Here is a 21,707-nt window from a genome sequence, read left to right as displayed (position 1 = left end):
TTGTTTTGCCTATAGGATACAAGAATCTTAATTCTTTGTCCGATGGGAGGATCTGGAAGGTGTTGAGCTGCGCCGCAGTGTTTCTGTTCCTCCCTGGCTCCCGCTTCTCGTTTCCGTCAAGGTTCCGCCGGAGGATTTGATAATCTGCTTGGGCTTGCGGGCATACAGCAGGTCGCCGGTCCAGCCCTTATGCCACAGCCACCAATATACCAGCAGAGTCATAATGGCAATCAGGAGACTGGCTCCAATGAATCCCCAGGTATTATGGGCGTAAGGTATGATATCGAAATTCATCCCCCAGATCGCCCCGATTACAGTGGCAGGGGCAAACAGCGTGGTAAAGATCGTCAAGGTTTTCATAATGTCATTGCCGCGGAAGGTCGAGATGGAATCATCCATCATGAGCAGCGTGTCGATTTCAACGGCATAATGCTCAAGCAGCTGGCGAATCCGCAGCACCTTGAATTCAAAACGCTTGAACTCTTCCTTCTCCATGACCTCATCGAGGAAAGCTTCTTTGGCAGCGCCATAAATTTCTTCAATCGGGATGAATAAATGGCTCCAGTGGAGGAGATCAAAGCGCCGCTCAAAAATTGAATTCATCAGTCCTGTCCGGTTATTGTGTCGCATCGTCTGCTCGAGCTCCCCCAAGCGGGTCTCGAAGGTATCGAGTCCCCTGTGAAGGATTTCGCCAATATATGTAAGCATCACGAAGAAGGCTTCGGGGGCGGATTGACAGCGTTCGAGCTTCTCCGACCACGGCTCCAGCTGCATCCGGATGGCCAAGCGGTAATCGCTGTGAAGGGTCACCAGCTTCTGATTCGTCATCCAGAAGTGAAAAGGCTTAATATCCTCATAATCCTCTGTAATCTGAAACATCAAAGTCCCGCAGAGAATCGGCCTGCCATCCTCCAGTTCAGAAACCATCACATGGTTATGATCGGAACGCTGCAATGTCTCATTGACCCAATTCCCCATCTCGGGATGAGCCTGCTTGAATTCCCTAAGGATTTGTTCATCCTCCTGGGCATTTGAATTCTGATTGCTGAAAAAGGAATTTTCTATGGAAATGGAGCTGCTGCCATCTGCGTGCGGCTCGGAATTCGTTCTGTGATGGGAGGGGGACTTGCTGCCTCTTCGGCCGAGACCGGCCGCTCCGTCCGGTCGCTGTTTGTGAAGCACGTGCCATTCCCAATTGGCTGGAAACTGGAGCATCCGATGCATCATCATATACGAGCCTCCTGCTGATCCGTTCATGCATTTTATTGTTACCATCATAACGTGAACACGCTGCATGCACAACTGCGGAAGGATAAGATAGTAACCGGACAATGCTGGAAAAAGGCTAAAAAGCAATAAAATGCCGCCGCGCGGATTACCCGGTTGCGGCGGCATCATTGTTTTATCGTCGGAAGAAATCTATTCATTTGTTTGATCCGCGTCATTCTCATTGAGATATTGTTTGAGCTTCTCGATGGCGCGCCGTTGAATACGCGAAATGCTCATCTGTGAAACCCCAAGCTTATCCGCGATGTTCCGCTGCGGCAGCCCTTCCTGATAGACAAGCAGCAGCACCTGCTGCTCCTGAGGCTTCAGCCGGGACATCGCTGACTGAAGATCCAGCTTCTTGTCAACGGAATCGAAGTCATCCGCAGGCGACCCGATCAGATCTCCCAGCGTCGTTGTATTCTCTTCCTCCGAAATCGGAGTATCCAGCGAAACATAGTGATACAATTCCCGTCCGGCCAGAATTTCGGTCGTTTCCTCGACGGAAAGCTCCATGTATTGGGCGATTTCCTCGATGCGGGGCGAGCGTTCCAGCGACACGGTGAGATTATCGACCGCCTGCTGAACCGCGATTCCTTTTTCCTTGATTCTGCGGGGGACCTGCACATACCAGGATTTATCACGCAAATAGTTCTTCATATGGCCGATGATGCTCTTCATCGCATAAGGCTCGAATTGAACGCCAAGTGACACATCAAATTGCTTGAATAAACGAAGCAAAGCGATTTGCCCTACTTGCATCAAATCTTCATACAAATCGGGCCGATTACGCGAAATTTTACCGGCCGCCATTCGAACCATCGGCTCATATTGGACAATAAGCGTCGTTGCCGTCTCATTGTCCGGGTTATCCTGGTAGCTCAGAATGAGTTCCGCATTGGATAACTGTGGCTGCTTGGCCGGTTGCAGATTCATACCATTTCACCACTTTTAACAAGTCGTTTGGTCAGAACCACTTCGGTTCCGGTTTCACTATTTACTTCTACCTGATCCATGAGGGCCTGCATCAGATAAAGCCCCAATCCTCCAGCCTGCAGCTCTTCAACCGATTTTCCGTGCATGGGCTCAGCCCGTCTGGCTGCGGAAGCGGCGTCAAAGCTGCGTCCGTCATCCTTGACAATGATAGAAAGAGCATCGGGCTTCTTTACAAAACGGACCTCTATATGAGGGCCTCCGTTTTGCGGCAGGGAAGTAGAGCCATGAGGCAAATCGCCGTAGGCATACAGCACGGCGTTGTTGCAGGCTTCCGAAACGGCAACCTTCATATCTTCGATTTCCTCGTAGGAAAATCCGATCTTGACCGCAAGACCGTATAGAGTCAAACGGACCAGGTCAATATATTCCGCAGAAGCCGGCACTTGTAAAGTTACAATCTCTTCATTCGCTTTCATGGCGTGTTCTCGTTCCTTTCCTAATAACAATCATGCTTGCCCGGTCTGTTTAAGGAGAAAAGGCGTTATTCCCGTCATATCAAACAATTTGCGGATATTTGGCGGTATGGCTTCCACCGCGAAGGGCGCATTGTTCGCGTGGCGCGCCTTCAGTACGGAGACCAGTATGCCGATTCCTGTACTGTCCACATAACGAAGCTCTCTGAGATTCAGGATAAGCTCGCGATCCGACAGTTCAACGAGCGGAGACATGGCTGCCCGCATCTGGGCAGCGGATTCGAGATCAAGCTCGCCTCCGACATAAACAATACATTTGCCTTCTTTATTTTCGGTACGTAAAAACAGCTTGTCGATTTGCTTCATATAACCTCTCCTGTACCCAAAATAGAACCTGCCGTCCTTTCATCATACCACAGGCCCAAACCCCTAAATAACTTCATTCATTACTAATTCTTCTCTATTTATACCCCTGCCCATTGCGCTTGAAACAAAAAAGCGGAGGAGGAAAAATCTGCTTGCCGCCGCCGATTGAATTTCGCCAAAAGAGGGTAAAACAAACCTGTAAAGACAGGTAACACAGGTTAAGGGATGAATCAACGGGAATTGACGAATTACATCATAATAGGAGGCGTTATTAATGGCCATAAAAATTGGAATCTTCAAAATGCAGCAGCAGGCGCTGGATGCGGTAAAGGGCTTGGAGCAGGAGGGTTTTTCCAAAACCGAGCTTAAGGTGATAGCCAAGGACCGGGAGCATTCACGCCGGCTGGAATCGGAGACGGATGTGCATACGGATGAAATACAGGAGCTTGCCGATACGCGTGAGCATATGGAGGATGGTCTTGGTATTCCCGCCATCGGCGTGATCGGGGCTGGAGTGGGGTCGGCAGGCGGTGTCGGAATCAATTCCGGCGGAGCAGCCGCTCCGTACGGGGCGGGTATTCTGGTGGGCGGCGGCTTTCTTGATAATGATACAGATATGGAGGATGCTCTGCACGCGCTTGGCATCGAGGGAAGCGACGCGGAAAAATGCCGCGATGCGATTGCCGAAGGCGCTATCGTCGTAACGGCCGAGACGGACGGAGACAAGCCCTCCGGCGGCGGACCGGATCTCTCGCGCGGAGGAATTGCGGAAGCCGTGTTCCGCAGATCCGGTGCGGAAACAATTCTGTAAGCCCAATTAAATCCGGTTATTGGACGATGGGCTATAGAGGATACAAGTAAAAAGGACGGGGGCTGAATTTCATCGGCGCCGTCCTTTTTACTTTCGGGCAGAGCCGATAAAGCTGAGGATCGGACGCAGGGATTGAGCAGGGACCCGATCAAGCAGATCCCCTTCCTGACGCAATCGGCTCTCAATATTCAGCAGGTTATAGTCAAGAATTGAAGCGTTGCGCCGCACTTCAGTCCAATGAAGAGGGGTAGAAACGGTTGCCCCCAATCTTGCACGCGGGGAATAAGGTGCAATGATGGTCTTTCCCCTATAATGCTGCAGATAGTCAATATAGATAAGATCGCCGCGGTTTTTTTTCATCCGTTCAACCGTAAACAATCCTGGATGCTTATCGGATAGATAGCTGCCTACAAACTCTCCGATTTTGCGCAGCTCGTCAAAGGTCAAATCGGGAATAACGGGAGTAATGATCTGGACGCCTGTGGCTCCCGAGGTTTTGGGCGTGGATTGGATGCCAAGCGATTGCAGCAGATCCCCTGTCAATGCGGCGGCCTCCATAATCCTCGGTTCTTCCTCTAGAGATGGATCCAGATCAAGCACCCACTCTGTAGGCTGCAGGGGATTGCTGATCCGGTCGAAGGAAGCATGAAACTCCAGGCAGGCCAGATTGCCAAGCCACAGCAGTACGGGCAATGAATCCAGCACAACATAGTGAATGTTCTCATGCTCGCGGGTCCGGACAAAGTCAGGAGCAGGTGTAGGACTATTTTTCTGATAAAATGATTTTCCGCTTACTCCGTTAGGGAACCGGATCGTGGTCAAATGCCGGTCAGCGCAGTGTTTGATCAGCCATGGAGACAAAGCAGCCAAACGCTGCAAATAGACCGCCTTCGTAATACCCATCTCGGGCCAAAGCAGCTTGTCGGGATTGCTGACGGACAGCTCAACACCCTCTACGACAATCGTCCCTTTCACTGTACGGCTCATGCTGAAGGCTCCTTCGGCAGAAAAGTTACCAGCTTGGGATGGCGGAGCTGGCCGGCCAATGTGATTTCGAGACCGGTAACGCGGCATCGGAATGGATTCGGCAGCCACTGCACCTGCTCATGCCTGAGATCCTCCGGCATCGCGGGAAAAGGACATGACGATGCAGCAAAATGGGCGGGATCTCCGTGAAAGGCAGCAGCCAAGGTACTTCTCAGAGCGTCATTCAAACCAAGCGACACGGAACCGATGTAGGTGTTCTCCTGTGACATGACCAGGCTGGCCAGGACCCCGCTGCGCCATTTCAGACCAACAATATCGACATCAAGCAGCAGGGAGGTTTTCTTCTTAAGCCAGTCCCTGTGTTTTTTGCCCTCCCCATAAACGCTCGACCAGCGTTTGCTTACAACGCCCTCCCAATGGTTCGTCTCCACCCAATTCCACAGCGCTTCCCCATCGGAAAACACATCGGCCACGAGAAGGACCGGACTTAGGCCATGACATAACCGCTGCAGCCGAAGGTATCTCTCTTTGCAGGGCAAATGGCGAAGATCGCCGCTTTCGTCCGCAAGCAGGTCAAACAGCACATAAATAAGCGCCCCGTCGCCGGACTTGGCGAAGGCGGGCATTGCTGTGCCAGCGGCGGCGGCTGAGCGTTTGCCGCCCGTGCCGGCGGCCGAACCGCGTTCCCTCTGCAGCACCTTTTGAAAATGGGGGCGTATGCCGTCCCACCAAATCACTTCCCCGTCGAGAAGGCAGCTTCCGAGCTTTTCACTTAGTCCTTCCAGTAAAGCGGCTATCTCAGGGTATGCGGCATTTTTATTCAGCAGATTGCGGGAAAAAAGCTCAACGCCGCGGCTGTCGCTCAGACGTGCAAGCATGCGCACGCCGTCCCATTTCAACTGGTACCGCCACTCCTCTCCAACAGGGAGCCTGGGCTCTGAAATGGGGGCCATCGGCTGTTGGGGGAGAACCGGCAGTGAAGGACCGGCAGTAGTTTCACGTTTCAACAGGCTCTTCAGTTCGTCCCTGTGCTGGTCTGCCATTGAATGATCCATCCCGCTGCTCCTCCCCTCCTTCTTGGCTAATGCTGATTTTTGCTAAGATACAGTCTCCTTCGATGAGGAGTCCTTGCCTTTTGCTTTACGCGGTCTTGGAGTCTTACCGGCCAAGTCATCTTTGGCTGCTTCGTCTGATCCGGTATCGGAATCGTCGGCCTTGGCCGCGCCTGATGACGGATTGCTGTCCAGGCTGCCCGGAGCGTCAGGCGGCAGCTTCACGGCTTCAAGACTGGCCTGCAGGGCCGCCATCAGATCGATCACGTTCGTCCGCTGCTGCTCAGGAGCGACACGCACATCCTCGCCGGCGATTTTATGCTGTATGGCGTCCATCAACCGTGCGCGGTATTCGTCCGTGTATTTCTCCGGTTCGAATGGCGTGGAGAGCTGTTCGATCAGCATCCGCGCCATCGTCAGCTCTTTTTCATTGACGTTGACCGTTTCGGGCAAACCGGGCACCTGCGAAACCGAGCGGATTTCATCGGGATAGAAAATCGTCTCCATCGCCAGACAGTCGTCGATGACGCGAATAGCGGCAAGCGAGCTTTTGGACCGGATGGAGATGTTGGCGATGCCGATCCGCCCCGACTGCCTCATCGCTTCCAGCAGCAGATTATAAGCGTTTCCTCCGGCCTGATCGGGAGACAGGTAATAGGTTTTTTGAAAATAAATCGGATCGATCTCTTCCAGCGCCACGAAATCCAGAATGTGGATCGTCTTGGTGGCATCGTCGCTTAGCTGTTCAAGCTCCTCCTTCTCAAACAACACAAAGCGGCCCTTCTCATATTCGTAGCCCTTCACAATGGCATTCCAGTCCACTTCAATTTCGCAGGTCGGACATTTGCGGATATAGGACACCGTGCTGCCGCAATCGCGGTGAATGAGCCGCATGGAGATATCCTTGTCTTCGGTGGCAGAGAACATTTTGACCGGAACATGAACCAGACCGAAGCTGATCGCGCCTTTCCAGACGGTATGCAAGATAAGACACCCTCCCTAAATGACGAATTTTAATGCCTTTTTTTATGGCTACAAACCGCAAACATGTGCTTTTAAAGCGTATGACTTCAGTATTGCCCGAATGCATGAAAGACAATCGAACCGGGCATATTTTCATCATGCACTTATTCTCCAGCCGGAAAAGAGGGATTGGCATGGCCAAAATTAATAATAGCCAGGACGAGGATCCATTGACGGACAAATTATGCGAAGGCCGGGAAGATTACTTTATGGATATCGACCGGATGGTCAATGAAGGTCTTGGCGGAGGGCAGGTTACCCTGCATAACGGCAAGATCGAGGAATCGACAACGGATACGATGGAACCGGAGACCAAGGATTAACAAACGTTTTTTCCGGGATATGAATCTCCGGTCCGTTTGGATATGTGTTTGGTGCCTGTGCGATTCTGGGTATTAAAGAACATATCAACAACGATCAGGAGATGATAAAAATGGTGGATCGCAACGTGGATATTGAAGAGCGTCATGTGGAAAAGAAATCCGATTCCAGCCTTGTCGCCGCTACATTTATCAAATATGCAGCTTACATCATTATCTTCTTTGGAGCACTATACTTCCTTGTTCAATATGTGTTTCCCAAGCTTTAAGCTTTTTATCGGAAGGAGCAGCCCCGGCTTATGCCGGGGCTGTTTTTTATTATCAGAAACGTATAGAAATCGGAAACGGAATTATAATAATGGCAGAAAAACGATGATAATGAGCGAAAAGGTTTTGAATTCGGTCAAAATTGAGGTATAATGAAGGAACAAGGGGAAATTTGAAGAGTCAAATTAAGTCTTGGGGCATGGGGTTGGACATCATCATAAGGGGGTAAGGCATGGGCAAACAGCATTATAAGTCAACGAAGCTCGAAATTCTGATACGGATTATCTTCATCACGATCGGTGCCGGACTCGTATCGGTGGCACTTGAAATTTTTCTGGTTCCGAACAATATTATTGACGGGGGCATTGTGGGCATATCCATCATGGTTGCCCATTTGACGGGACTGCCGCTCGGACTGTTTCTATTCTTGCTTAACGTACCTTTTCTTATCCTTGGCTATAAGCAAATCGGCAAGACCTTCGCTTTGTCGACCTTGTACGGCGTTGCTGTCATGTCTATCGGCACGCAGCTGCTGCATCCTGTCAATCCTCTAACCTACAGCACATTTCTTGCGCCGGTGGTCGGCGGCGTTATTCTCGGAATTGGCGTGGGACTCGTCATCCGGTTCGGGGGATCGCTCGACGGTACGGAAATCGTCGCGATTGTGTTTAATAAGCGGGTTCCATTCTCTGTTGGCGAAGTGGTAATGTTCCTCAATCTGTTTATTCTCGGCAGTGCGGGTTTCGTATTCTCATGGGACAGCGCGATGTACTCATTAATTGCTTACTATATCGCCTTCAAGATGATTGATATTACGATTGAGGGCTTCGACGAGTCCAAATCGGTCTGGATTATCAGCGAAGAGGCTAAAGAAGTCGGCGAAGCGATCATGAGCCGTCTGGGCCGCGGAGTTACGTACCTGAATGGCGAAGGCGGCTTCACCGGCGGCTCCAAGCGCGTGATCTTCTGCGTTATCACCCGCCTCGAGGAAGCCAAGATGAAATCGATTGTCCAGGAGCTTGATCCTTCGGCTTTCCTGGCTGTCGGCAACATTCACGATGTCAAGGGCGGGCGCTTCAAGAAGCGGGATATCCATTAGACTCATCCCCATTATGTTTGAGATCATAATTTAACAGAAGATCTACAGTCAGCAGTGTCTGCTGTCCGGATTCAACGGGCAGGCGGATGCTGTTTTTTTTGTTATAGTCAAGAAGGTTTAAAATGCGGCCTGTTCTTTGCTTCTACTTATGAGGAAAGAACCTGTCTAAGCAGCCAAAGAGCGGCTGCAGACGTTTTCTCCTGGAATAAAAGCTCGCCGCCGTTGTTGCGGGCTGGAGAATGGACCGATATAATAAGGTCATTGACGGGCGGACAGCCCGGGTAAACGTTATGACATCGCTGTCAGCGGCTGACTGCAGCGATATATGAGGGATGCGACGGGAGGCGGCCTGGCTGGATGAGTTCATGAGTATCCGCCACTGGACGGATGGCCGCCAAACCATGGAGCGGCTGAAGGAGCAGGGCGTCGTCCTGGGCATTGGCGACGACGCTGCTGTGGTGGAAGCGCCGCCGGGATCAGGCGGCGCTCTGCAGTGGCTGCTGGCGGTCGACACGATGGTGGAGACCGTCCATTTCAATGGGGCGACGATGGCGGAAGCCGATGTCGGCTGGAAGGCGCTGGCCGCGAATATAAGCGATATAGCGGCCATGGGCGGCGAGCCCCGGCATGCGCTCATCTCGGTGAGCGCGCCAAGGGCCTGGGAGCCGGCGCGGGTACGCCGGCTCTATGACGGGCTGTACGCGTGCGCCGAGCATTACGGCGTCGCGGTGGTTGGCGGCGACACGACTTCGTCGCCGGGGCAGCTTGTTGTGGCGGTGACGGTGGTGGGCACCGTCACGGCCGGCAAGGCTATCCGCCGGTCCGGGGCGCAGCCCGGCGATGCCGTGTTTGTGACCGGCCCGGTCGGCATGGCCGCGGCCGGTCTTCATTATTTGCTCGCCGCAGCCGAGGCGGGCGGCGGGCAGTTCGTGCCGCTGGCCGCGGCAGAGGCCGCCGGCACGGCGGCGCTTGTGCAGGCTCACCGCCGGCCGGCGCCCTCGGTGCGCGCGGCGCGGATGCTTGCTGCGCGCGGAACGGTATCGTCGCTGAATGATATCAGCGACGGTCTCGCCAGCGAGGCCTGGGAAATCGCCGAGGCCTCCGGGGTCAAGATCCTGCTGCGCGAAGGGCAGCTGCCTGTCAGCGGCAGCATGGCCTCGTATGCCAGCTGTGCGGGCATACGACCGCTGGAGTGGATTTTGAATGGCGGCGAGGATTATGTGCTCCTAGGCACCATTTCGGGAAGCGATGCGGCTGCGGCCAAAGCTGAGCTTATGGAAGCGGGGCTTCCGCTGTACCTCATCGGAGAGGTGGAAGCAGGGCAAGCGAGTGTGGAAATGATTACAGAGGGCAAAGCTGGTATTGACCCAAACCGCCAGTATCCCAAGCAGCGGACACGGATCGATAAGCGGGGATACAATCATTTTACGGACTGACAATCACTAGAAAAAATATAGTCTATGTTTCCCAAGGAAGTATTTCAAAGAAGTCTCACAGAAAACTTAAGTCTATGCTTCCGAAGTGTTTTCTGTTCCAAGGAAGTATAACAAGAAGTTTCACAGAAAACTTTAGGTCTATGCTTCCGAAGTGTTTTCTGTTCCAAGGAAGTATAGCAAGAAGTTTCACAGAAAACTTTAGGTGGAATCAAAATGAGTGTGAGTGAAACGCAGCAAGCCGTTTGGATAGCCGAAAGCGAGCAGGATACCGTTGCTCTTGCAGAGCAGTTGGCTGCCTGGGCGGTGCCGGGAATGGTGCTGGCGCTTGACGGCGATCTCGGAGCGGGCAAAACGCGCTTCTCGCAGGCTTTTGCCAAATCGATTGGCATCAAGGGGATTGTGAACAGCCCTACGTTTACCATTATCAAAGAATATGAAGGCGCGAAGCTGCCTCTTTATCATATGGATGTCTATCGCTTGTCCCTGGAGGAAGCGGATGAGCTGGGGCTCGATGATTATTTTTACGGAGACGGCGTCACGATTGTGGAATGGGCCAGCTTAATTACGGATTTGCTTCCGCCTGAGCGGATGCAGCTGTATATCGAGCATCTCGGTGGAGAGAAGCGCCGGATTTCTTTGAGCGGAATTGGCGCCCCTTATGCCGGGTGGTGCTCGCAACTTGAAGCGATGGGAGCAAGCGGCACATGAAGGAACAGATAGAGGAAAACGGCGCGGCGGACAAGCTGGTGGTGCTTGCCCTTGACACGTCAACGGCATCGCTGGCAGCGGCGCTGACAAGAGGCGGCGAAATTCTTGCCTCGGTCCAGTCACTCGCGGAACGCAATCATTCGCTGGCAACCGTGTCGCAGCTGAAGGCTCTGCTGGATGAGACCGGCATCAAGGCGGACGAGCTGGACGGAATCGCAATCGGCCGGGGGCCAGGCTCCTATACGGGAATGCGTATTGCCGTGTCGGTGGGCAAGACGCTTGCATGGGTATGGAACAAACCCCTTGTGGGCATCTCAAGCCTGGAAGCGCTGGCTTATGGGGCATGGCATACTCGCATCGCAGACGATAATTCTCCTCCACTTAATCGCCCTGAATGGTTTATTCCGATCATGGATGCCAGGCGCGGGCAGGTGTATACATCCGCTTTTGAAGCTTCTGAGGGCGGCAGCTGGAACCGGCAGGCCGAGGATGGCGTGCGGCTTATGGAGGAGTGGGTTTCGGAGCTCGACAAGAGGCTCCGCAGTCTCCCGCAGGAAGCAGCTCCTGTGCGGATCTGGTTTGCAGGCGATTTGACCATGCATGAAGCGCAGTGCGAGCGCCTTCGCGCGCTTTGCTGCGGGAGCGGGTCTGAATGCGAAGTCCGGCTGTATCCTTTTACGATGGAAGGCGCTTCGGTTGCAGCTCTGGGCGCTGTCCGCCTTGCAGCGGGGGAGCGGGATGATGTACACGCTTTTGTGCCCAACTATACACAGCTGACAGAGGCGGAAGTGAAGCTGAAGGAGTCCAGGGAGAAAGGGGCTGGTGCTTAATGACGGAGATTGATGCAGATCGTCTTGTTTTTCGCGTTATGACGCTTTCCGACATTCCGGATATTGTTGAAATCGAGCAGGAGGCCTTCACCTGTCCATGGTCGAAAGAGGCTTTTGTGAACGAGATTACGAACAATCACTTTGCGCGGTACATGGTCATGGTCTATGAACAGAAGGTCATCGGCTACGGCGGCATGTGGACCATTATGGATGAGGCGCATGTGACGAATATTGCTGTCCGTGAGGGCTACCGCGGATTGGGTCTTGGCGAGCGGCTGCTGCGGGAGATCATGAAGACGGCAGTCTTTTTCGGGACGAACAGGATGACACTGGAGGTTCGTGTGAGCAATGAGATCGCCCAGGGGCTGTACAGCAAGCTCGGCTTCGAGCCCTCCGGCCTCCGGCCGAATTATTATTCGGACAATATGGAAGATGCGCTCATCATGTGGGCGGAGCTTAAGCAGGGAAGTGAAACATGACAACCAATGAATTGCTGCTCGCCATCGAGACGAGCTGCGATGAAACAGCAGTCGCCGTCGTGCGCGGAGGCCGCGAAATTATATCCAGCGTCATAGCAAGCCAGATTCAAACGCATGAGCAGTTTGGCGGCGTCGTTCCGGAAATCGCTTCGCGCCAGCATGTGGAATCCATCACGCTGATCATGGAACAGGCGCTCTCCGAAGCGGGTGCGACGTTCCGGGATATATCGGCCATTGCAGTCACGCAGGGGCCAGGGCTTGTCGGAGCGCTCCTGGTCGGCATCGTGGCGGCCAAAAGTCTGTCCATGGCTCTGGATCTGCCGCTCATTGCCACCCATCATATCGCGGGCCATATCTATGCCAACCAGTTGGTGCATGATATCGTGTATCCGTCGGTTGCGCTTGTAGTTTCCGGCGGGCATACGGAGCTGGTCGTGCTGGAGCGCGAAGGGGAGTTTCGGATTATCGGCCAGACGCGGGATGATGCCGTAGGCGAAGCCTATGACAAAGTCGCGCGTGCGCTTCAGTTTCCTTATCCGGGCGGCCCCCATATCGACCGCCTGGCGTTTGAAGCGGAGGAGGAAATCGATCTGCCCCGCTCCTGGCTGGAGCCGGATTCCTATGATTTCAGCTTCAGCGGGTTGAAGTCGGCGGTGCTAGCCGTGATCAACCAGACCAAAATGAAGGGCGAGGTGCTGAACCGCGGAGCATTGGCGAGAGGCTTCCAGTCCTCGGTCATTCATGTGCTGGTGGAAAAAGCGCTCCGCGCCGTTCGTGAGCAGGGTGCCAGACAGCTTTTGTTATGCGGCGGCGTTGCGGCTAATAAAGGCCTGCGGGCGGCTCTTACAGCCCGCTGCGAGGCAGAGGGAGTCCCGCTGCTCATACCGCCGCTTGCGCTATGTACGGATAATGCCGCCATGATAGGCGCTGCAGCCCATCTCAAATGGAAAAGCGGCGAATTCACTCCGCTTGACATGAAGGCAGAGCCGGGTCTTTCGCTGGAAAATTGGGCGGTTCGCCATTAATTATTAATTTGGAATTGACAGACGATTCCAAGGGAATTATAATAAGCAGCAATACTTCACACTGCCATGCAGGCAGTCATACTTCTTAAACGCGAAGAACAGGAGCAGTAAGGCAGTGCCGGGTTTAGAGAGCTGCGGATTTGGTGCAACGCAGTCGAAGGCAGGCCAGAAACTCGCCTGGGAGCGGAACATCGGAAACCTCAGGATGGTTACGGCCGAAGGCCAAGGCTGACCTGCCGAGGGTGTACGATGTAACGGCTAACCCCCGTAATCGGGTGTACGGCCTTCGATTTCTAGAGTCGGGGGACGTGCATAAGTGGGCGTTCCGGTAATCTCCTTTTGGGAGACGAGGGCGTCAACAAGGGTGGTACCGCGCGGACTGTTCATAACAGCCTGTCGTCTCTTGCAATAGAGACGGCAGGCTTTTTCTGTTGTTTAGCGGTATGTGCGCAGTTGAAATGTGAAGTAAGTCCATCCCAAGCATTAAGCAATGTACTTAGGAACCTGTCCCTTGAAATTCAATCAATCGATGAGAATAACATAACCGACATAACACAAACGCAATGAACAGGAGTAGTAGGAACCAGTATCCGGGAACACGTTGCCCCAAGTCATGCACTCGTCTTATCGGGTGCGGCTGGAGGCGGCAGCAGAGAGCTGCTTGATTGGTGCGAGGCAGCCGATGGATATCCGAACTCGCCTGGAAGCGGACCGGCGGAAAATAAAAGGAGCTCACGCTTGACCATTATGGTCAGGCGCGGGAGTCAAGTATCGTACGCCGGCACAGTTGACCCCTGTCATCGGGTGCAGCCTTTAGGAAAGCAATCACATACAGTCTGCTGCTATAGTCTGCTGCTGACTGCATGATGGATGTTTTCTCAATGAGGGAGTAAGTCAGCTTTGCCGACTGAAATAAACGGCGAAGCCGGTTTCTTCCTCGAAGGCTGCATAAGCGGGTTCGGACCAAGGTCCGGACAAATGGAGTGGTACCGCGGCAAGCTGCAAAAACAGCCTGTCGTCTCTTGATCAACAAGAGACGACAGGCTGTTTTTTTTTGAAAAATAAGAAAGTATACCACTCCATTATGCTTTGCTTCCAGTCCGGAGGGAAGAAACTTGGCTTAGCAGTCAGAGGGCAGCGACAGCCGTTTCTTAGCAGTTCATTACCAAAAATAATAATGCGTTAAACATTTAAGGAGGCTAATCCTATGACAATTCAACCGGTCAACCCCAATCAAACGTCTGAATCCGTTATGAAACGTATCCGCATATTCGATACGACGCTGCGTGACGGGGAGCAGTCCCCTGGAGCATCCCTTGCGCCGGAGCAAAAAATCATCCTCGCCCGCCAGTTGGCGAAGCTTGGCATCGATGTGATTGAACCGGGCTTCCCGATTTCCAGCCCCGGAGACTTCGCCGCGGTGCAGCAGGTATCCCGCGAGCTGCAAAATGTCGAAATCGTCGGCTTCGCCCGTGCGGTGAAAGCCGATATCGATTCCGCTGTCCGCGCGACCCAGGATGCCGCAAGGCGCCGGCTTCATCTGTTCCTGTCCTCTTCGGACATTCATCTTGCCTACCAGCTGCGCAAATCGAAGGAAGAGGTCGTACAAATCGCCCGGGAAATGGTCGCCTATGGCAAACAGTTTGTGAACGAGATTGAATTCTCCTGTATGGATGCCAGCCGCTCGGACAGGGATTTTGTCATTGAGATGGTGGAGGCTGTTATTGCGGAGGGCGCAACGATTATTAATTTGCCCGACACGCTTGGCTATGCGATGCCGGAGGAATACGGCGAGCTGTTCCGCAGTGTCCGCAAGCAGGCGCGGGGCGGCGAAAATGTGAGCTACAGCGCGCATTGCCACAATGATTTGGGTCTTGCGGTCGCCAACAGCCTGGCAGCCATCCAGGCGGGGGCAACGCAGATCGAGGTTACGGTCAACGGAATCGGCGAGCGCGCCGGCAACTGTTCGCTGGAGGAGCTTGTGATGGCGATTGAGACACGCAAATCTGTTATCGGCGCTGAGACGGGCATTGTACAAGGCGAGATTTTTGAAACCTCGCGGATGGTCAGCCGGGCGATGAATTTTCCGATTGCTTACAATAAGCCGATTGTCGGCCGCAACGCTTTTCAGCACGAGTCGGGGATTCATCAGGACGGCCTGCTCAAAAACCGCAATACTTATGAAATTATGGATCCGGAAGCCATGGGCATTCCGCGCAGCATGATTGTGCTGGGCAAGCATTCCGGTCGCCATGCCCTGAAGCACCGTTTGGCTGAATACGGCATCACATTGAATGAAACGGAGCTGCTGGAGCTGTATAACCGCTTTGTCGAAAAAGCGGACGAAATCAAGCTGGTTCCCGATGATGTCCTGATCCGCCTGGCCAGCGAAACGACGGATATCCAGCATGATCCTTTTGTGCTGGTGGATCTGCAGGTGCTGGCAGGCACCCAGCGCTCCCGCATCGCTTCGGTTACGATTCGCGAGCGCGATTCGCAGGAGGAGCGGACGTATACCGGAACGGGCACCGGTCCGCTCGAAGCGGTTATCCACTGCATTCAGCAGGCGATCCCGGTCGCAGGCGAGTTCGAGGATCTGGAGCTGCATTCCTTATCCACAGGTGAGGACGCACGCGGAGAAGCGATTGTGAGCATGCTGCATAACAATCGCCGTTATCGCGGAACCGCCGTTCATAACGACATCATTCTTGCTGCAGCCCAGGCCTATGTGGCGGCATGCAACCAGCAGCTGCTTGGCGGTCAATCGAATCCGGAGCTGCGTACAAAAGCGGAGTAATCGGGAGGTGAGTACGGGTGGAACCGGTGATCAGCTATTACAGCTCGTTTGATGAGTGGGGAAGGCTTGACCGCGAGCCTGGTGATGAAGCCTGCCGTCAATTGAACCGCATGCTTCTGGAAGCGGCAGAGGATCCTTCTATTCTGGGTGCGTCGTCTCACCTCTTATATATAGGAAGACGAACATGATTTGGGGCCGTTACGGGGATAAACAAAGCGTTAATGCAGGCTATTTTTGGTTATACACATTGTTATCCACAGAAAATGTGCATAGATGTGAATAAACGGCGCAAAGCGGCATTTACAGGGCGTTTACAATGTGCACAAAAGCGGGATAAGTTTTTCACAACCCGATTGTGGATAATGTGGATAATGTGTGTAAAAGTTTCAGTTTTCTATCCACATGTGGGCAGATAAAGAAAAATAGCGGGTTTATTGCTTGTAGTTAACATCATTAATGGCAGAATTGCTGAACAATTCGCCAGCAGCTGTGGATAAACCTGTGGAATAAGTGGATAGATCAAAATCTAACAGAATATCCTGATGTGGGCACAAGCTGCATACAACCGCAGATTACAGGTGTGTGCCATTCATATAAACGAAAACCCCCGCTTCGCTTTGTCGGCGCTGCGGGGGTTTTCGTTATGTTAGATTAACCAAGCAGTTCCTCCCATGCATCATAGGCTGCCTGAAGCTTTTCTCTTCTGCTGTCCATGTCGGACTGAATGCTCTGAACCTTCACATAATCATTGAATATGGCGGGATCGACAAGCTGCTGCTCCAGCTCTGTGATTTCCCCCTCCAGCCTTGCGATATCCTGCTCCAGCTGCTCCTGCTTTCTTTGTCGGCTCCGCTCCTCGCGTTTGGCTTGTTTGTCGGTTTCGTAGGAGGTAGGTGCCGATATTTCGTGAGCTTCGGACGCTTTTCCGACTTTTCCCTGTGAAAATGATAGCGATTCCATGAGCAGTTCACTGGTTTCCTGTTTTTTCTCAATCATTTCGTCGTAATTTCCCAGGAAATGTTGGGTGCCGTCTGGGGTCAGTTCGACAATACGCTCCGCCATCTTGTTAAGGAAATACCGGTCATGGGAAATGAATAGCAAGGTGCCGTCATAATCGAGCAGCGCAGACTCCAAAACCTCTTTGCTGTACAGGTCAAGATGGTTCGTGGGCTCGTCGAGAATAAGCATATTGGCTCGTGCCAGCATAAGCTTGGACAGCGATACGCGCGCTCTTTCGCCACCGCTGAGAGAACCGACGCGTTTCTTGACATCGTCCCCGCTAAAGAGGAAATTGCCCAGCACTGTACGTATGCGGGCTTCCTCAATGCCCGGATATGCATTCCAAAGCTCCTCCAGCACCGTGTTGGCAGGATTAAGCTCCTTGTGCTCCTGATCGTAATAGCCGATTTTGATATTGGTGCCCCAGCGGATTGAGCCTCCGGCAATAGGCTGTTGATCGACAAGCGCCTTCAGCAGTGTCGATTTGCCGATACCGTTCGGACCGATCAGCGCGACATTTTCTCCCCGCTCCAAGCGGAATGTGACATGCTGGAAAAGCGGCTGGTCCCGTTCGGTGAAACGTATCGCAAGATCCGTCACATCAAGCACGTCATTGCCGCTATGGCGGTCGATTTCAAAAGAAAAATGAGCCTTCTTCAGGTCTCCGAGCGGTTTGTCGAGACGTTCCATCTTGTCGAGCGCTTTACGCCGGCTTTGCGCCCGTTTGGTTGTCGAAGCACGCACAATATTGCGCTGGACAAAATCCTCAAGACGCGAAATTTCATCCTGTTGCTTGTCGAACTGCTTCATCTGAGCTTCATACTCTGCAGCCTTGATATCAATATAGCGGCTGTAATTGCCTGTATACCGCTTGGCTGTGTGGCGCTCAATTTCCACGATGGTCTGCACCACTGCGTCCAGGAAGTAGCGGTCATGGGAAACAACAAGAATTCCGCCCTCATAACCGCGCAAGTAATCCTCAAGCCATGTCAATGTTTCAATATCCAGATAATTGGTTGGCTCGTCCAGCATGAGCAGGTCAGGGGCCTGCAATAAAATGCGGGCCAGTGCCAGCCTTGTTTTCTGCCCGCCGCTTAATGTCGAAATAACCGTATCCGGTGGAAACTGGCTGAAGCCCATTCCGTGCAATATGCTGCGGATTCGGGTCTCCATCACAAACCCGCCCTGTTCCCGGAACCAATCCGACAATTTGGAGTAGCGTTCAAGCGTCTGTTCATACAACTTGGGATTCGATTGAAGCTCCGGATCCGCGATCTGCAGCTCCAAGGAACGGAGCTCCCGCTCCGCATCAGTCAAATGGGCAAAAACGGCGCGCATTTCCGCTTCGATGGTACGTTCGGACTTAAGTCCGCTGGATTGGGCGAGATAACCGATGGTTGTCTCCTTCGCTTTGTAGACGGACCCGGAATCGGCTGAGATCTCCCCGGCAATGATACGCAGCAGCGTCGACTTGCCTGCGCCATTGACTCCTACCAGCCCGACCCGCTCGCGGGGAAGGACCTGGAAGGTGATTTGGGAGAGGATGCTGGTTACCCCGTAACTTTTGGAAATATCCGATATTTGAAGAAGCATAAATGAATAAACCTCCAGAATCGTAAACTTGCTGTATCTACATTGTTAGTTTACATGAAAATTGCTGCCGACGCGACATATTCGGGTCATGTTGGCTTGAGTAAAAGCAGCTCTTCTGACCATTGGCGAAAACTGGTCAACAGTGGTAAACTAAGAAACAACTATGACATCAAGAAATGGCCTTTGAGCGAAGAAGCTAACTCTGCCGCCTAAGATTGGTGCAGCCGGTTCTTCTTACATAATCAGCTCTTCAGGAACACGCCGTTTCTTCAGAAAGGCAAGGCTGGCTGTAATGGCGAATGGTGAGGACGCAGCAGGGATTTTGGGACAAAAGAAAGCAGTCCGAACGGCGGCGGCCGCAAGCCGCAGCATTCTTCCAGAGGAGCTTCGGACACAGTGGTCCAGTCAGGCCTGCAGAAGCGCAATTGACTGGTTGAGTCAATTGTCGGACACAATCGCCAGCTTTATGATTTATGTTCCATTTCGTTCCGAGCTTGATACCCGTGAATTGATCGAATGGGGCTGGCAGACCGGGCTGTCCGTTATTGTACCGCGCTGTGAGCCATCTGACCGCTCTATGGAGCTTTATCTGCTCAAGAGCTGGGAGGAACTTGCTCCTGGAGCCTATGGCATTCTCGAGCCTGATGTGAGTCAGGCGGAGCGCTGCGGGCCGGATTTCATTCCGGATGCGATATTTGTTCCGGGACTGGCTTTTGACCTGCAGGGCGGCAGACTCGGGTATGGCGGAGGTTATTATGACCGCTACCGGGAACAGTTGACGGAGCAGGCGCTGCGGGTTGGCAAACCGCTTCCGCCCTGGATCGGACTTGGCTTTGAGTCGCAGCTGCAGGAGGAAGTACCGATGGAGGTGCTTGATGCCCGTATTGGGGCCATGATCACCGAGCAGGGCATGCGCATCATTAACCGCTGACAAATTCTTGTCCATGAGCAGCTGGAAAGGAGCAAACGATGGATTTGACCCATTTTAACGAACAAGGCAGGGCCCGCATGGTCGATGTATCAGATAAAGACGTTACGGCCCGTGTCGCGGTTGCGCGAACAAGCGTGGCTATGGCGCCTGAGACTCTCTCACGTATCAAGGCTGGAACAATCGGCAAAGGCGACGTGCTGTCCGTTGCACAGGTTGCAGGTATCATGGCAGCCAAGAAAACATCGGATATCATTCCGATGTGCCATCCTCTTCCGTTAACCGGCGTCAACCTCGCGTTTGCCGATAATGGAGTGGACGAGTTATATATAGAAGGAACTGTGAAAACAACGGGCAAAACCGGCGTCGAAATGGAAGCTTTAACGGCAGTGTCGGCTGCTGCCCTTACGGTCTACGATATGTGCAAGGCCCTGCAGAAGGATATGGTCATCGGAGCGACGTATCTGGTCTCCAAAAGCGGAGGGAAGAACGGCGACTACATTCATGCAAAATGATAAAATACAGGTGTTTTCTAATCGGTAGCATCGGATCGATCGGGGGAGAAGCACATGCGGTGGAAAGTGGCGTTGTTGACGGCAAGCGACAAAGGATCGCGCGGTGAGCGGGAGGATACGAGCGCGCAGGTGATCCGGGAACTGGTTGAAGAGGAATTGGGCGGGGAAATTATCGATTACCGCATCGTTCCCGATGAGCAGGATGAAATTATGGCTGCGCTTATCGAAATGACGGATTATTATCAAGCGGATCTGGTCATCACGACCGGCGGAACAGGTCTTGCTCCGAGGGACCTGACACCAGAAGCAACCTTGAAGGTCATTGAGCGTATCGTTCCGGGCCTTGCCGAGGCCATGAGGCTGGGGGCTATGCAGCGTACGAGAAGTGCCATGCTCTCCAGGGGCGTTTGCGGAATCCGCGGCCGCTCATTAATTATCAATTTGCCTGGAAGTCCTAAGGGTGTTCATGAGAATTTGATGGCGATTATGGACCAGCTTCCTCATGCCCTTAGCATTTTATCAGGGCGAACGGGGGACCATAACGAGTGAATTTTCCAATAAACGGCACACAGCTTAAGGAAGTGCCGGTTGAGCAGGCTGTTGGACTGCGCTTGGCGCATGATCTTACGCAGATCATACCAGGGCAGTTCAAGGGACGATTGTTTAAAAAAGGGCATGTCATCACGGAAGCGGATATTCCTAAGCTTCTCGATATTGGCAAAGAACATATCTATATTATAGAGCTGGGCGAAGGCGAACTTCATGAAGATGATGCCGCCCAGCGTATGGCGCTTGCCCTTCAGGGAGATGGAACGGCCTTGTCAGAGCCTCATGAAGGCAAGGTCTCCATCAAGTCAAGTCTGACCTCCCCGGCTCTTGCTGTCATTGATGCGTCGCTTGTTCACGCCATTAATGACCTGGGCGAGATTGCGCTTGCTACCCTGAAAACACATTCGGTCGTAATGCCCGGCGGGCAGTTGGCGGCTACCAGAGTGATCCCGCTCGTGGTTCCAAAGGCCAAGATTGAACGTGTCGAGGCTCTCGTCGACAATTACCGCACGCTGCATGAAGGCCGCGGGCCGGTTCGCGTCAGGCCGCTTCGCAGCTTCCGGATCGGTATGCTGACAACCGGCGGCGAGGTCTTCTCAGGCCGGATTGAAGATAAATTCGGCCCGGCTGTCCGGCGCATTGTGGAGCGCTTGGGCTCCGAGATCGCGGAGCAGCGCTTTGCCCCTGATGACCGCCATACAATTGTCAAGGAAATACACTATTTGCTGGCACAGGGGTATGATATGATAGTGGTAACAGGCGGAATGTCCGTGGATCCTGATGATCGCACGCCAGCCGCCATCAAAGAAGCGGGAGCAGAAGTCGTCAGTTACGGAACCCCCATGCTACCGGGTTCCATGCTGCTTGTCGGTTACATCGACGGTGTGCCGATTATGGGTTTGCCCGGCTGTGTCATGCATGATCCGTATACTTCTTTTGACGTCCTGCTGCCGCGCGTTCTTGCGGGCGACATCATAACCAAAGAAGATATCGTGCAGATGGGTTACGGCGGGTTATACAACTGCTGACATGCCGCCAGCGCGAGGCAAGAGACCAGAACGTTAACTGTTGAAGCAGATCTTATAACGGGCTGCGAGAGAGTGAAGCCTGTCAGCTGTACCTGAATTGTGCAGCTCATGCATGCGGAATATGCATTACTTTGTAAAGCCCGGCGGATGCGGAGCAGGTTTTGCTTGCAAAGTCTGGCTTATGCTTACGAATTGAACATTACTTCGTAAAGCTTGGCTT

The 21,707-nt window shown here is 53.1% G+C and carries 24 protein-coding genes; 16 read left to right on the top strand and 8 right to left on the bottom strand.

Going from position 1 to position 21,707, the window contains the following annotated elements:
- Positions 1-27 precede the first annotated feature (27 nt).
- The 4 genes from ACFOLF_RS12540 to ACFOLF_RS12525 all read right to left on the bottom strand — a co-directional run bounded on the left by ACFOLF_RS12540 (position 28) and on the right by ACFOLF_RS12525 (position 3,041).
- Positions 28-1,230 carry a magnesium transporter CorA family protein gene (locus ACFOLF_RS12540; protein WP_210045187.1) on the bottom strand — a complete coding sequence of 401 codons (1,203 nt, stop codon included), beginning with the start codon at positions 1,228-1,230 and terminating at the stop codon, positions 28-30.
- A gap of 189 nt (positions 1,231-1,419) precedes the next feature.
- Entirely contained in the window at positions 1,420-2,202 is a 783-nt protein-coding gene (locus tag ACFOLF_RS12535; protein ID WP_210045186.1) for a sigma-70 family RNA polymerase sigma factor, read from the bottom strand.
- Positions 2,199-2,678 carry an anti-sigma B factor RsbW gene (rsbW, locus tag ACFOLF_RS12530; RefSeq protein ID WP_210045185.1) on the bottom strand — a complete coding sequence of 160 codons (480 nt, stop codon included), beginning with the start codon at positions 2,676-2,678 and terminating at the stop codon, positions 2,199-2,201. The genes ACFOLF_RS12535 and rsbW overlap by 4 nt, the downstream gene beginning before the upstream one ends.
- Positions 2,679-2,708: 30 nt before the next feature.
- Positions 2,709-3,041: an STAS domain-containing protein gene (locus ACFOLF_RS12525; RefSeq protein ID WP_210045184.1), complete on the bottom strand. Its 333-nt coding sequence runs from the start codon at positions 3,039-3,041 to the stop codon at positions 2,709-2,711.
- Positions 3,042-3,315: 274 nt separating this feature from the next.
- Between ACFOLF_RS12525 and ACFOLF_RS12520 the strand changes: the two genes are divergently transcribed.
- A complete protein-coding gene (locus tag ACFOLF_RS12520; RefSeq protein ID WP_210045183.1) occupies positions 3,316-3,852 on the top strand; it encodes a general stress protein in 537 nt (178 codons plus the stop codon).
- An 87-nt stretch (positions 3,853-3,939) separates the two neighbouring features.
- On the opposite strand, the gene ligD is transcribed toward ACFOLF_RS12520, so the two are convergent.
- The 3 genes from ligD to ku are packed head-to-tail and all read right to left on the bottom strand — an operon-like array spanning position 3,940 to position 6,875.
- A complete protein-coding gene (gene ligD, locus ACFOLF_RS12515) occupies positions 3,940-4,839 on the bottom strand; it encodes a non-homologous end-joining DNA ligase (protein WP_210045182.1) in 900 nt (299 codons plus the stop codon).
- On the bottom strand, positions 4,836-5,894 hold the full coding sequence (locus tag ACFOLF_RS12510) for an ATP-dependent DNA ligase (RefSeq protein ID WP_210045181.1): 1,059 nt from the start codon (positions 5,892-5,894) through the stop codon (positions 4,836-4,838). Before ACFOLF_RS12510 ends, ligD begins: the two co-directional genes overlap by 4 nt.
- A 42-nt stretch (positions 5,895-5,936) precedes the next feature.
- A complete protein-coding gene (gene ku, locus ACFOLF_RS12505) occupies positions 5,937-6,875 on the bottom strand; it encodes a non-homologous end joining protein Ku (protein ID WP_210045180.1) in 939 nt (312 codons plus the stop codon).
- A gap of 173 nt (positions 6,876-7,048) precedes the next feature.
- Here ku and ACFOLF_RS12500 point away from each other — a divergent pair, with 173 nt between their 5' ends.
- The 11 genes from ACFOLF_RS12500 (at position 7,049) to ACFOLF_RS12450 (ending at position 16,063) form a co-directional block, all read left to right on the top strand.
- Positions 7,049-7,237, top strand: a complete 189-nt coding sequence (locus tag ACFOLF_RS12500; protein WP_210045179.1) for a hypothetical protein — start codon at positions 7,049-7,051, stop codon at positions 7,235-7,237.
- A 110-nt stretch (positions 7,238-7,347) separates the two neighbouring features.
- A complete protein-coding gene (locus tag ACFOLF_RS12495) occupies positions 7,348-7,503 on the top strand; it encodes a hypothetical protein (RefSeq protein ID WP_210045178.1) in 156 nt (51 codons plus the stop codon).
- A gap of 230 nt (positions 7,504-7,733) precedes the next feature.
- Positions 7,734-8,600 (top strand): YitT family protein, encoded by an 867-nt coding sequence (locus tag ACFOLF_RS12490; protein WP_210045177.1) that lies wholly within the window; start codon positions 7,734-7,736, stop codon positions 8,598-8,600.
- Positions 8,601-8,932: 332 nt separating this feature from the next.
- A complete protein-coding gene (gene thiL, locus ACFOLF_RS12485) occupies positions 8,933-10,036 on the top strand; it encodes a thiamine-phosphate kinase (RefSeq protein ID WP_210045176.1) in 1,104 nt (367 codons plus the stop codon).
- A gap of 213 nt (positions 10,037-10,249) precedes the next feature.
- Entirely contained in the window at positions 10,250-10,744 is a 495-nt protein-coding gene (gene tsaE, locus ACFOLF_RS12480; RefSeq protein ID WP_210045175.1) for a tRNA (adenosine(37)-N6)-threonylcarbamoyltransferase complex ATPase subunit type 1 TsaE, read from the top strand.
- Positions 10,741-11,574: a tRNA (adenosine(37)-N6)-threonylcarbamoyltransferase complex dimerization subunit type 1 TsaB gene (gene tsaB, locus ACFOLF_RS12475; protein ID WP_210045174.1), complete on the top strand. Its 834-nt coding sequence runs from the start codon at positions 10,741-10,743 to the stop codon at positions 11,572-11,574. Before tsaE ends, tsaB begins: the two co-directional genes overlap by 4 nt.
- The gene (gene rimI, locus ACFOLF_RS12470) at positions 11,574-12,053 is read left to right on the top strand and encodes a ribosomal protein S18-alanine N-acetyltransferase (RefSeq protein ID WP_210045173.1); all 480 of its coding nucleotides are present in this window, start codon (positions 11,574-11,576) and stop codon (positions 12,051-12,053) included. Before tsaB ends, rimI begins: the two co-directional genes overlap by 1 nt.
- Positions 12,050-13,078, top strand: a complete 1,029-nt coding sequence (gene tsaD / locus ACFOLF_RS12465) for a tRNA (adenosine(37)-N6)-threonylcarbamoyltransferase complex transferase subunit TsaD (RefSeq protein ID WP_210045172.1) — start codon at positions 12,050-12,052, stop codon at positions 13,076-13,078. Before rimI ends, tsaD begins: the two co-directional genes overlap by 4 nt.
- A gap of 900 nt (positions 13,079-13,978) precedes the next feature.
- The gene (locus ACFOLF_RS12460; RefSeq protein WP_379113614.1) at positions 13,979-14,104 is read left to right on the top strand and encodes a hypothetical protein; all 126 of its coding nucleotides are present in this window, start codon (positions 13,979-13,981) and stop codon (positions 14,102-14,104) included.
- Positions 14,105-14,330: 226 nt separating this feature from the next.
- Positions 14,331-15,875, top strand: coding sequence for a 2-isopropylmalate synthase (locus ACFOLF_RS12455; RefSeq protein WP_210045282.1), 1,545 nt, complete (start codon positions 14,331-14,333; stop codon positions 15,873-15,875).
- A 17-nt stretch (positions 15,876-15,892) separates the two neighbouring features.
- Positions 15,893-16,063 (top strand): hypothetical protein, encoded by a 171-nt coding sequence (locus ACFOLF_RS12450; protein ID WP_210045171.1) that lies wholly within the window; start codon positions 15,893-15,895, stop codon positions 16,061-16,063.
- 463 nt (positions 16,064-16,526) lie between these two features.
- On the opposite strand, the gene ACFOLF_RS12445 is transcribed toward ACFOLF_RS12450, so the two are convergent.
- Positions 16,527-18,467, bottom strand: coding sequence for an ATP-binding cassette domain-containing protein (locus ACFOLF_RS12445; protein ID WP_210045170.1), 1,941 nt, complete (start codon positions 18,465-18,467; stop codon positions 16,527-16,529).
- Between the two features lie 292 nt (positions 18,468-18,759).
- Between ACFOLF_RS12445 and ACFOLF_RS12440 the strand changes: the two genes are divergently transcribed.
- From ACFOLF_RS12440 to ACFOLF_RS12425, 4 genes are read left to right on the top strand one after another with little or no spacing between them, the layout of a single operon-like run.
- The gene (locus tag ACFOLF_RS12440; RefSeq protein WP_210045169.1) at positions 18,760-19,398 is read left to right on the top strand and encodes a 5-formyltetrahydrofolate cyclo-ligase; all 639 of its coding nucleotides are present in this window, start codon (positions 18,760-18,762) and stop codon (positions 19,396-19,398) included.
- A gap of 38 nt (positions 19,399-19,436) precedes the next feature.
- Positions 19,437-19,910: a cyclic pyranopterin monophosphate synthase MoaC gene (moaC, locus tag ACFOLF_RS12435; RefSeq protein WP_210045168.1), complete on the top strand. Its 474-nt coding sequence runs from the start codon at positions 19,437-19,439 to the stop codon at positions 19,908-19,910.
- Between the two features lie 54 nt (positions 19,911-19,964).
- Positions 19,965-20,459, top strand: a complete 495-nt coding sequence (locus ACFOLF_RS12430; protein ID WP_210045167.1) for a MogA/MoaB family molybdenum cofactor biosynthesis protein — start codon at positions 19,965-19,967, stop codon at positions 20,457-20,459.
- Positions 20,456-21,487 (top strand): molybdopterin-binding protein, encoded by a 1,032-nt coding sequence (locus tag ACFOLF_RS12425; RefSeq protein WP_379113616.1) that lies wholly within the window; start codon positions 20,456-20,458, stop codon positions 21,485-21,487. The genes ACFOLF_RS12430 and ACFOLF_RS12425 overlap by 4 nt, the downstream gene beginning before the upstream one ends.
- The last annotated feature ends 220 nt before the right edge of the window (positions 21,488-21,707 follow it).

The organism is Paenibacillus sepulcri, assembly GCF_042647105.1.
GTDB classification, from domain to species: Bacteria; Bacillota; Bacilli; order Paenibacillales; family Paenibacillaceae; genus Paenibacillus_Z; species Paenibacillus_Z sepulcri.
The sequence above is the reverse complement of the archived record's forward strand: the minus strand, read 5'-3'. Positions and strand labels throughout refer to the sequence as shown.